11 protein-coding genes and 1 rRNA gene are annotated in these 10,735 nt (G+C 70.3%); 9 read left to right on the forward strand and 3 right to left on the reverse strand.

The features are described from left to right. The 9 genes from rrf to EST54_RS31245 form a co-directional block, all read left to right on the forward strand. Window positions 1–75, forward strand: a 5S ribosomal RNA gene (rrf, locus tag EST54_RS31205); the annotation flags it as partial. A 121-nt stretch (window positions 76–196) separates the two neighbouring features. Next, entirely contained in the window at window positions 197–847 is a 651-nt protein-coding gene (locus tag EST54_RS31210; protein WP_129251064.1) for an HAD family hydrolase, read from the forward strand. A gap of 83 nt (window positions 848–930) precedes the next feature. Continuing rightward, entirely contained in the window at window positions 931–2,160 is a 1,230-nt protein-coding gene (locus tag EST54_RS31215; protein WP_129251065.1) for an MFS transporter, read from the forward strand. After that, a complete protein-coding gene (locus EST54_RS31220) occupies window positions 2,129–3,304 on the forward strand; it encodes an acetoin utilization protein AcuC (RefSeq protein WP_129251066.1) in 1,176 nt (391 codons plus the stop codon). Before EST54_RS31215 ends, EST54_RS31220 begins: the two co-directional genes overlap by 32 nt. A gap of 181 nt (window positions 3,305–3,485) precedes the next feature. Continuing rightward, a complete protein-coding gene (locus EST54_RS31225; protein ID WP_129251067.1) occupies window positions 3,486–4,301 on the forward strand; it encodes a phosphatase in 816 nt (271 codons plus the stop codon). Between the two features lie 128 nt (window positions 4,302–4,429). Further along, window positions 4,430–4,639: a helix-turn-helix domain-containing protein gene (locus tag EST54_RS31230; RefSeq protein ID WP_154073984.1), complete on the forward strand. Its 210-nt coding sequence runs from the start codon at window positions 4,430–4,432 to the stop codon at window positions 4,637–4,639. 119 nt (window positions 4,640–4,758) lie between these two features. Continuing rightward, window positions 4,759–4,857 (forward strand): 30S ribosomal protein bS22, encoded by a 99-nt coding sequence (locus EST54_RS31235; protein WP_003948845.1) that lies wholly within the window; start codon window positions 4,759–4,761, stop codon window positions 4,855–4,857. A 200-nt stretch (window positions 4,858–5,057) separates the two neighbouring features. Beyond that, window positions 5,058–6,107 (forward strand): NAD-dependent epimerase/dehydratase family protein, encoded by a 1,050-nt coding sequence (locus tag EST54_RS31240; protein ID WP_006604742.1) that lies wholly within the window; start codon window positions 5,058–5,060, stop codon window positions 6,105–6,107. Window positions 6,108–6,122: 15 nt separating this feature from the next. Next, window positions 6,123–7,115, forward strand: a complete 993-nt coding sequence (locus tag EST54_RS31245) for a lysophospholipid acyltransferase family protein (protein ID WP_129251069.1) — start codon at window positions 6,123–6,125, stop codon at window positions 7,113–7,115. A 45-nt stretch (window positions 7,116–7,160) separates the two neighbouring features. Here EST54_RS31245 and EST54_RS31250 read toward each other — a convergent pair whose 3' ends face one another. From EST54_RS31250 to EST54_RS31260, 3 genes are all read right to left on the reverse strand, one after another. After that, the gene (locus EST54_RS31250) at window positions 7,161–8,363 is read right to left on the reverse strand and encodes a DUF5667 domain-containing protein (protein ID WP_129251070.1); all 1,203 of its coding nucleotides are present in this window, start codon (window positions 8,361–8,363) and stop codon (window positions 7,161–7,163) included. 276 nt (window positions 8,364–8,639) lie between these two features. Beyond that, on the reverse strand, window positions 8,640–9,425 hold the full coding sequence (locus EST54_RS31255) for an ECF subfamily RNA polymerase sigma factor, BldN family (RefSeq protein WP_129251071.1): 786 nt from the start codon (window positions 9,423–9,425) through the stop codon (window positions 8,640–8,642). 330 nt (window positions 9,426–9,755) lie between these two features. Beyond that, on the reverse strand, window positions 9,756–10,682 hold the full coding sequence (locus EST54_RS31260; protein WP_129251072.1) for an HAD family hydrolase: 927 nt from the start codon (window positions 10,680–10,682) through the stop codon (window positions 9,756–9,758). Window positions 10,683–10,735: the final 53 nt, after the last annotated feature.

Genomic DNA, 10,735 nt, shown 5'->3' on the forward strand with positions numbered 1-10,735 from the left:
AACCCGGAAGCTAAGCCTTTCAGCGCCGATGGTACTGCAGGGGGGACCCTGTGGGAGAGTAGGACGCCGCCGAACAATCATTGTGGGAAAGCCCCGCACCATATGGTGCGGGGCTTTTCTGCGTTCCGGGACAGAAATGTGCGCCCTGGGCCTGCGATCTGCATGCGGGGCCGGGGATTGTGTCTAAGGTCGGGTCATGCGATACGACCTGGTCATTTTCGACAACGACGGTGTGCTCGTCGACAGCGAATCCCTCTCCAACACCATCCTGGCCGGCTATCTGACCGAGCTCGGGCATCCCACGTCGTACGAGGAATCGATACGCGACTTCATGGGGTCGGCGATGCACCGTATCCATGAGCTCGTCCTGGAGCGTACGGGCCGGCGGCTGCCCGAGGACTTCGACGAGGTCTTCCACGGCCGGGTCTTCGAGGCGTTTGAGCGGGAGCTGCAGCCGGTGGCCGGGGTGACGGAGGTGCTGGAGAAGCTGGACGCGGACGGCGTTCCGTATTGTGTCGGGTCCTCCGGCAGCCATGAACGGATCGGCGTGGGGCACCGGAAGACGGGCCTGGACCGGTGGTTCCCGGTGGGGCGTGTCTTCAGCGCGCAGGACGTGGGGCGGGGGAAGCCGGCGCCGGATCTCTTTCTGCACGCGGCCCGGGAGATGGGCGTGGCGCCGGAGCGGTGTGCGGTGGTCGAGGACAGCCCGCTGGGGGTGCAGGCAGCGGTCGCCGCGGGGATGGACGTCTACGGGTTCACCGCGATGACGTCGGCGGAGAAGCTGACGAAGGCCGGAAGCACCGTGCTGTTCGGCCAGATGGCGGAGCTGCCGGAGCTGTTGCGGTAGGCGTGCCGGCCGGCAGCCGGCCGTTGAATTGGTGCGGTGATCCATCTACCCAGTGGTAAGGGCGAGTTCTAGGCTGAGCGGCCATGACGGCCCCTCGGGTACCAGAAGCGCAGCTGCGGCACGGCCGGATCTCGCTCGCCCTCAGCTTCTTCATCCAGGGCGCGGTCTTTGCCCTCCTTGTGACCCGCATTCCCGCGATCCAGGACCGGTACGGGATATCGGATGCGCTGCTGCCGGCGTTCCTGGCGGCGGTGCCCGTCTTGGCGGGCGCCGGGAGCGTCGTCACGGAGCAGCTGGTGAAGCGGGTGTCGGCCGGTCGGGTGCTGCGGTGTGTGCAGCCCGTGGTGTGCCTGGCGCTGCTGGGTGTCGGGTCGGTCGGCACGACGGCTCAGGTGGCGGTGGCGCTGGCGGTGTTCGGGCTGTCGGTGGGCGCCCTGGACGCCTCGATGAACATGCTCGGGGTGAGCCTGCAGCGGGCGTACGGGCGCAGCATCATGCTCGGGTTCCACGCCGCGTACAGCCTGGGCGGCATCGTCGGGGCCTCGCTGGCCTGGGCGGGGGCGCACTGGCAGCTCTCGCTGGCGCTGTTGTACGGGCCGGTGGTGGCGGTGCTGCTGCCGCTGGCTCTGCTCGTGGGCCGGTGGTTCGTGGACCGGGAGCAGCCGGCAGCGGGGGAGGGGGCCGGGGCGGCCGCCGTCCCGCTGGCGATGCGGCTGCTGTTGCCGCTGTGCCTGGTGATGGCGTTTGCGTATATCGGCGACTCGACGGTCTCCAACTGGAGCGCCAAATATCTGCAGGACGTCCTGGGGAGCTCGGAGCAGCTCGCCACCGTCCCGTACAACGTCTATATGGTCACCACGCTGCTCGGGCGGGTGGTGGGGGACCTGGGGGTGCGCCGGTTCGGGGCGGTCGCGGTGGTGCGGTGCGGGACGGTGGTCGCGGCGGGCGGTTTCGCGGTGGTGGCCGCGGCGCCCGGGCCGTGGGCCGGGATGGCGGGCTTCACCCTGCTGGGGCTGGGGCTGTGTGTGATCGTGCCGCAGACGTTCGCCGCGGCGGGGCGGTACGCGTTCGAGAATCACGGTCCGGGGGCCTCGGACACGGCCATCGCGCGGCTGAATATTTTCAACTATGTGGGCTTTTTGATCGGCTCTCCGCTGGTGGGCGCCCTCGGTGATGCCTGGAGCTATCGGGGGGCGATGCTCGTACCGATGGCCCTGGTGCTGGTGACGTTGGTGTATGCCCGTTCGTTCGGGGCGCCGAAGGCCCGATACGGTGACGGACATGAGCGGCCGCGCACAGCTGATGTGGGATGAGGCAGTAACGGGCTACGACTTCGGGTCCGGGCATCCGATGGACCCGGTCCGGCTCGCGCTGACCATGCGTTTGGTGGAGGCGTTCGAGCTCGACCGGGGGCCGCTGGAGGTGGTCGCGGCCAAGCCGGCCGGCGACTCCACCCTTCGGCTGGTGCATCGTGAGGACTACATCGCGGCGGTCCGCCGGGCCTCGGCGGACCCCGCGGCCGCGGACCTCTCGTACGGGCTGGGCACGGCTGACGATCCGGCGTTCGCCGGGATGCACGAGGCATCCGCGCTGATCGCCGGGCAGTCGGTCGGTGCGGCGGAGGCCGTCTGGCGCGGGGACGCGGCGCATGCGGTGAACTTCGCCGGCGGGCTGCACCATGGGATGCCGGGCGGCGCGTCCGGATTCTGCATCTACAACGACGCCTCGCTGGCGATCGCCCGACTGCTGGAGCTGGGGGCCGAACGGGTCGCGTACGTGGATGTCGACGTGCACCACGGCGACGGGGTGCAGGCGACGTTCTGGGAGGACCCGCGGGTCCTGACGATCTCGCTGCACGAGCATCCGCGGACACTCTTCCCGCAGACCGGCTGGCCGGAAGAGACCGGCGGGGAGGGCGCGGAGGGCACCGCGGCGAATGTGGCGCTGCCGGCCGGCACCGGCGACGAGGGCTGGCTGCGGGCCTTCCACGCGGTGGTGCCGGAGCTGCTGGGGGCCTTCCGGCCGCAGGTGATCGTGACCCAGCACGGCGCCGACACCCACTTCGAGGACCCGCTGGCACATCTGGCGGTGAGTCTGGACGCCCAGCGCGCGGTGGCCGAGGCCTGCCATGACCTGGCGCATCAGTATGCGGACGGCCGGTGGGTCGCGCTCGGTGGGGGCGGCTATGCGGTGGTGGACGTGGTGCCGCGCAGCTGGACGCATCTGGCGGCGATCGCGGCGGGCCGGCCGATCGACCCGACCTCGATGGTGCCGGAGCACTGGCGTCACGAAGTTTTCCGCAGGACGCGGCAGTTGGCCCCGCAGCGGATGACGGACGGGCGTACGCCGCAGTGGCGGGACTTCGTCGACGGCGGCTACGACCCGGCCGACCGGCTGGACCAGGCGGTGCTGGCCACCCGTCGCGCGGTGTTTCCGTCGCACGGGCTGCTGCCGTAGGGCGGGGGCTGCAGCGCGCCCCTGACGCCCCGTCATGCCGGGCCGGGGGTGCGCGAGCTCGCGCCTCCTGGGCCGGCGTCCGCGCCTCCTGCGGCGGCATCCGGCGCCGGGGCCCCTCGGATGTGTGACTACCCGTCAGTCGGGGCACCCGTAGGCCGACCAACCGGACAGTATGGGTCGCGTGTTGGCTACCGGTGCGCTGCGGGCGCATCTGATCGAGGCGCGGCTCGCGGGGACGATCGCGACCCTGCGGGAGAAGAGTCTGGCGCGCTACCGGCTCTTCGCGGCACGTGATCCGCGGGTGCTGCTGGGGCTGGATCCCGAACGGGACTGGCCGCTGGGTGAAGTCCTGCGACTGATGGGGCAGAAGTGCGGGGTTTCGGTCGATCCCGCGCACACTTCCGGCCCGGATGTGGTCGATCCCGACCGCACGATCGCGGCGCTGGACCGGTTCGCCGACCGTCTGGCCGAGGCGGCGGCCCGGCGGGTCCCGGTGCTGCTCGGCACCGGCCATCCGCACCGGCTGCTGGGGTTCTACGCCGCCCTCGCAGACGCTCTCTCGTCGGCGGGCTGCCCCGTTCTCACCTCGGCGTATGGCGTCCGTGTCGACATAGCGACCCGGTTCGGCGTACGTACCTGCACACTCGACTACGTACGAGGAGTCGCGCTGATGCGAGAAGCAGGCGTGCGGGGCGCGCCCGCGGTGGGGGGCGTGCACACCCACTCGCCGCTCCCCGTACGGACCGTACTTGCGGCCGCGGCGGACGCTTCGGGGCCGCTGCCGGGGCTGGTGATCGGGGACCACGGCTGGGTCTGCGGGGCAGGTCAGCTGGGTTTCGAGGCGATCGGGCTGGCTGACACGGACGACCCGGCGCTGTTCGTCGGCCAGGCGGAGGGACGGGTCCGCGAGGTGGTTCCGCTCGACGACGCCGCGCGGCCGGCGTCCTATCGGCCACTGGCGCGATATGTACTCAATCGGGCGAGTCTGTCACGATAGGCGGCTGTTCGCTGCTCCTCTTCCCCACTCGCATCACCCGCCCCTAATCTGGGGAGTGAGCGCATGGCGACGAAGAGTCACCGGAGGGGAAGCCGGTGTCCGTCTTATGCGGAAGGTGCAGGTGTGGCATGGCTGCAGAGCAGAGGCCTCTGAACGAGGTTGTGTTCCTGACCGTGGCGGAAGTCGCCACGGTGATGCGGGTGTCCAAGATGACCGTGTACCGCCTGGTGCACAGCGGTCATCTGCCCGCGATTCGCGTGGGGAGGTCTTTCCGGGTTCCGGAGCAGGCGGTTCACGACTATCTCCGGGAGTCCTTTGTGGGGGTGGAATCGGCCTGACGGGACCTTTGCCGACCCTCGGATTACGCCGTTCGCCCGGCGCCGGGTAGGCTGGCCCGATGTAGGTAGTGTGGGCTCGGACGCCCCGCACCGAGTATTCGAAGTGAGCGAGGGTAGTCGTGGGCTCTGTTATCAAGAAGCGGCGCAAGCGGATGGCGAAGAAGAAGCACCGCAAGCTGCTCAAGCGCACCCGTGTTCAGCGTCGTAACAAGAAGTAAGCGACGCTGATCGCGAATTCGCAGCCCCCCATCGCCTTGGTGCGATCGGGGGCTGCGGTGCGTTGTGGGCCGTATGGACGGTGGTCGGACGGAAATGTCGTCGCGGGCATCCCGTGGTCATCACCGCGCAACACCGACCCGATAGCGTGGTCCGCACAGCTCGGCTAGGCGGAAGTCGCGGCGGGAAGGAAGGCCTGATCTTGGGCAAGGTCGTGCTCGTCACCGGAGTCGCACGGCAGCTGGGCGGGCGGTTCGTACGCCGCATCCAGCGTGATCCTGATGTCGACCGGGTGATCGGGGTCGACGCCGTGCCACCGGAACACCATCTGGGCGGCGCGGAATTCCTCAAGGCCGATATCCGGCATCCGGCCATTGCCAGGGTCCTGGCCGAGACGGGCGTCGACACCGTCATCCATATGGACATCAACGGCACGCCGTTGGGCAAGCGCGGCGGCCGCGCCTCGGTGAAGGAAACCAATGTCATCGGGACGATGCAGCTCCTCGGCGCCTGCCAGAAGGCCCCGAATGTGCAGCGGCTCGTCATCAAGTCCAGCACCAGCGTCTATGGCTCCGCACCCCGGGACCCGGCGGTCTTCACCGAGACCACCACGCCGAAGTCGCTGCCCAGTGGTGGCTTCGCCAAGGACGTCGTCGAGGTCGAGGGATATGTCCGCGGCTTCGCGCGGCGCCGTCCCGACGTGGCGGTGTGTGTCCTGCGCTTCGCCAATATCCTCGGGCCGTGCGCGGATTCCCCGCTCGCCGAGTACTTCTCGCTGCCGGTGTGGCCCACCGTCCTCGGCTACGACCCGCGGCTCCAGTTCGTCCACGAGGACGACGCCATCGAGGTGCTGCGGATCGCCGCCGCCGCGCCGCGCCGCGGCACCCTCAACAGCGGCACGTTCAATATCGCCGGAGACGGCGTATTGCTGCTGTCGCAGACCTCCCGGCGGCTGGGGCGGCCCACCGTCCCGCTGCTCCTGCCGACGGTGACCTGGGCCGGTACGGCGCTGCGGTCCATCGGCATCACGGACTTCTCGCCGGAGCAGATCCGGCTGCTCACGCACGGCAGGGTCGTCGAGACGACGCAGATGCGCGAGACACTGGGATTCCGTCCGAAGTACACGACGGCGGAGACCTTCGCGGAATTCGCCCGCAGCCGCGGACCCGGGCTGCTGCCGCCCGAGTCCCTCGCCCGCACCGTCGACCGGCTCGCCGGCGTGCTCCCCGCACGCGGCGGCCTGAGCCAGTGAAGGAGTTCACCCACCATGGCGGACGCCAAGGTCATTCCCTTCGGCGAGGAGCCCCGGGCGCGCAGGAAAGCCAGGCGGGCCGGGCGCACGGGACGCGGTACGGCGCTGGCGCCCGTACCGGAGGCACGCACCGAGCACCCGCCGGCGGCACCCCCGCCGTCGCGGCCGCGCACCCTGGACGAGCGGATCGCGGGCGGGCTGGCCTTCCTGCGCCGGCGGATCACCGGGGACTACGAGGTCGATGACTTCGGGTACGACGAGGAGCTGACCGACCAGGTCCTGATGTCGCTGCTGCGGCCCTTCTACGAGAAGTACTTCCGGGTCGAGGTGAAGGGCGTGGAGAACATCCCGTCCGACGGCGGGGCGCTGATCGTCGCCAACCACTCCGGGACGTTGCCGCTCGACGGTCTGATGCTCCAGGTCGCGGTGCACGACAACCACCCGGCACAGCGTCATCTGCGGCTGCTGGCGGCCGATTTGGTGTTCGTCCTGCCGGTGATAAACGAGCTGGCGCGCAAGGCCGGGCACACCCTCGCCTGTGCGGAGGACGCCCAGCGGCTGCTGGAGCGCGGCGAGATCGTCGGGGTGATGCCGGAGGGCTTCAAGGGCATCGGCAAGCCCTTCTCGGACCGCTACAAGCTGCAGCGCTTCGGGCGGGGCGGGTTCGTCTCGACGGCGCTGAAGGCCGGGGTGCCGATCGTGCCGTGCTCGATCGTGGGCGCGGAGGAGATCTACCCGATGATCGGGAACGCCAAGACGCTGGCGCGGGTGTTCGGGCTACCGTATTTCCCGATCACGCCGACGTTCCCCTGGCTGGGGCCGCTGGGGGCGATGCCGCTGCCGACGAAATGGACGATCCAGTTCGGCGAGCCGATCCCGACGGCCGGCTATCCGCCGGAGGCGGCGGACGATCCGATGCTGATGTTCAACCTGACCGATCAGGTGCGGGAAACGATTCAGCACACCCTCTACAAGCTGCTGGTGCAGCGACGCTCGGTGTTCTTCTGAGGCGGAAGCCGGAAGAACACCGAGCGCGGGGCACGGAGCGTTTCGCTACTTCGGGAGATCCTCGCCGTCGATGCCCAGTCCGGGAAGCAGCCCCGGGATCAGCGGCGGGAGGGTGACGTCGGGCTGGCCGCCGCTGTCCTTGCCGTGGTGGCCGCGGTGCGGGGACGGGCTGCCGCTCTTGGACGGCGGGTCGAGCAGGCCGCCCGTATTGCCGCCGAGCAGACCGTCGTCCTGGGACGGTGAGGCCGACGGGCGGGGGGCGTGCGCGCCACCGGAGTGCCTGCCGGAGGAGGTCTTGCTGCCGGAGGGTGCCGGGTGGCCGGCGGAGCTGGAGCCCCTGCCCGCGGAGCCGGGCGTGTTGCGGTGGTGGTGCTTGCCGGCCGGGGTGGGCGGCAGCAGCGAGCGGAGCGGACCGACCTCTTGGTCTATGGCGTCGAAGACCGAGCTGACCTTGTCGCGGACGTCCATCAGCTGCACCGGGAGCTTGTCGCGCAGCTGTGACCAGGTGCCGCGGTGCGATCTGGTGAAGGAGTTCAGCGCCTGGATGGGGTCGAGCGAGCCGTCGCGCTCATAGGCCTGGTGCAGCAGGCGGTGGCCCTCGCCCGCGTCATGGGTGACACCGGTGAGCGCCTTGCGGATCTCGCCGAGCGACTCGTGGTCGAGGTCCGCGAGCCGGGCGCGCTCCATCAGACGGCGGACCTCCATCATGCGGGTGGAGGCCTGGTCGAGATAGAGCCGGCCGCGGGCGGAGTCGTCGTCGGCCATGCCGAGCTTGAGGTCCTCCATGCCGCGCTTGAGGCCGTAGAGGGAGTCGCCGGGGAGGGCGTCGGAGCTGGCCGCGGCGACGCCGGTGAACGCCCCGGCGGCGACGCCGACCGTCAGCCCGCCCGCTGCCAGCCCCTTGGAGAGCCGGGAGCGCGGGCGCAGTCGGCCCATCGATTTCGTGGCGCGGTGCGCGCCCTTGTGTTCGCGCTGCTCGGGCACCCTGGCACCGTCGGACGGGGCGCCTTCGGCGAAGGCGGCCTCCATCGCGGCGATGAGCTGGGCGCGCTGGACAGTCTTGACCTCGGCGGCCATCTCCGGCCTCGGGAGTCTCCCGAGGCCGTCGGCGACCGCCAACAGCCGTGCTTCGCCCGGCGCTTGCGCCGGTTCGACCTGGTCCTCGGCCGCCGTGCCCTCGAGGACCTGCTCCTCCAGGGTCTGGGCGAAGGCGTTGGCCCGCCGGTGCACCGAGACATTCGCGATCACGGGCGGCACCTCCTCTCGTCATCCCGCTCGACTCCCCGGACTGGCTTTGACTGTCCAGACGGACCGGACGGTTGCACGCAGCTGTCCGCTGCCACTCGATCGAGTGAGAGGCAGCGGGCATGGCGTGACCGCATGGAGCCTGCATTCCGCACAACGAGCGGCGCGGCACTCGGGTTACGCACTCACGATGATCTGACCGACCGGTTATGGAAGATCACCAAGCGTAGGCGGAAGAGGGCGTGGGGCGGGGCGTCGATATACGCGGATAGGGGTCGGTCAGCGGGCGTCTTCAGGGAGCAGCCGCGCCAGGGTGCGGACGGCGCGGTACTGGAGGGTCTTGATCGCGCCCTCGTTCTTGCCCATGACACGGGCGGTCTCGGCGACCGAGAGGCCCTGCAGAAAGCGCAGCGTGACGCACTCCTGCTGCTGGGGGTTGAGCTTGCGTACCGCCTCCAACAGGGCGGCGTTGGAGAGGGATTCGAGGACGGAGTCCTCGGGGCTGCGCTCGACCTCGTTGGCGTCGAGCATCTCTCCGGTGGTGACTTCCAGGCGGAAGCGGGAGGACTTGAAGTGGTCGGCGACCAGATTGCGGGCGATGGTCACCAGCCAGGCGCCGAAATCGCGGCCCTGCCAGGTGAACGTGCCGATGCGGCGCAGGGCGCGCAGAAAGGTCTCGCTCGTGAGGTCCTCGGCCGTGGCACGGCCCCCCACGCGGTAGTAGATGTAGCGGTAGACCGTGTCGGCGTACTGGTCGTAGAGGCGGCCGAAGGCTTCGGCCTCGCCGGCCTGGGCCCGTTCGACGAGGTCCATCATGCGACGGCTGTCGCTGTCGGCGGGGCGACGGGCGGTGGTCGTGCCGGCGCCCGAGCGGCGGGTTCTGCCGGCGGCCTTGCCGACCGCAGCACTCCCGTCGGCCAGGGCGTAGCAGGGTCCGGCGGCGGGGACGGCTGAGGCGAATGCGGGGACGGCGTACGCGGTGGGGACGAAACTGCGCAGGTGTTCGACGAGTGTCGTGCGCAGCGTAGCCAGGCCCGAGGCGTCAACCCCGACGTGTGGGTACACGGGACTCCCAGAGGCAGAGCTTCCATCACGTGCAGTGCGGGACCGTTCACTCGTCGTAGGGACGTGTGGGTTCCGGATTGCGTCTGAGGAGAATAACGCTTCGTACAGGCAGCGCTACACCCAGTTGCTCAAATCATCGATTACTTACGGTCCGTGCCGGGTTGGTTGCAGGTCGAGTATCGATTACTGAGCAACTATTGATCGGAAGGGAACGCAATCTGCCTGGTTGGAGGGCGTGTTGTGGCTAACCGGCAGCAATGTGACTGGGCGGGCGGCGGAGGGGGTAGAGACAGGGGATGGCTCGCCGTGTCGCTCGGTGATCAGGCCTGGTCAGCGGCGGCGGCGCTGGAGCGCGACGGCGGCCGCGGCGCCGCCCGCGAGGGCGCCCACGCCGGCCGCCGCGGGGATGCCGATTTTGGCCGCTTTCCGGCCGGTCCGGTAGTCGCGCAGCCGCCAGCCCTGCTCCCGGGCGTGCTTGCGCAGGCGGCTGTCCGGGTTGATCGCGTAGGGGTGGCCCACGAGCGACAGCATCGGGATGTCGTTGGCGGAGTCGCTGTAGGCGGCGCAGTGCGAGAGGTCCAGGCCCTCGGCGGCCGCCAGCGCGCGGACCGCCTCGGCCTTGGCCGGGCCGTGCAGCGGCTCGCCGACCAGCTTGCCCGTGTAGACGCCCCCTACGGACTCGGCGACGGTGCCCAGCGCGCCGGTCAGGCCGAGCCGGCGGGCGATGATCGTGGCGGTCTCCACGGGGGCCGCGGTCACCAGCCAGACCTTCTGGCCCGCGTCGAGGTGGGCCTGGGCCAGGGCGCGGGTGCCCGGCCAGACCCGCTCGGCCATGTACTCGTCGTAGATCTCCTCGCCGATCGACATCAATTCGGCGACGCGATGGCCCTGGACGATGGACAGGGCGCTGTTGCGGACGTCCGCCATGTGCTCGGGGTTCTCCGAGCCGGCGAGCCGGAAGTAGATCTGCTGCCAGGCGAAGCGGGCCAGATCGCGCTTGTGGAAGAAGTGCCGCTTGTACAGGCCGCGGCCGAAGTGAAAGAGCGCGGCGCCCTGCATGACGGTGTTGTCGAGGTCGAAGAAGGCGGCGGCGGCCGTGTCACCGACGACCGGGAACTCGGGCTCCGCCGGGGTCTCCTCGACGGGCGCCGCGTCCTGGGTGGACTTGCGGGCGGCCTCGGCCGCGGCCTCGCCGGCCAGCACGCTGCGGGCCGTGGCGGGGCGCCGGCGGCGGGTGAACCAGCCCAGGGGCAGCAGTCCCCCGGGGGGCGTCCAGCGGGGGCGGCCGGCGGACGGGACGAGGGGCGTCC

Source organism: Streptomyces sioyaensis (genome assembly GCF_004122735.1).
GTDB lineage: Bacteria > Actinomycetota > Actinomycetes > Streptomycetales > Streptomycetaceae > Streptomyces > Streptomyces sioyaensis.

Excerpts from the sequence above, each read along its gene's own strand:
- EST54_RS31215 (WP_129251065.1), top strand. The coding sequence starts at position 931 with ATGACGGCCCCTCGGGTACCAGAAGCGCAGCTGCGGCACGGCCGGATC.
- EST54_RS31230 (WP_154073984.1), top strand. The coding sequence starts at position 4,430 with ATGGCTGCAGAGCAGAGGCCTCTGAACGAGGTTGTGTTCCTGACCGTG.
- EST54_RS31220 (WP_129251066.1), top strand. The coding sequence starts at position 2,129 with ATGAGCGGCCGCGCACAGCTGATGTGGGATGAGGCAGTAACGGGCTAC.
- EST54_RS31210 (WP_129251064.1), top strand. The coding sequence starts at position 197 with ATGCGATACGACCTGGTCATTTTCGACAACGACGGTGTGCTCGTCGAC.
- EST54_RS31245 (WP_129251069.1), top strand. The coding sequence starts at position 6,123 with ATGGCGGACGCCAAGGTCATTCCCTTCGGCGAGGAGCCCCGGGCGCGC.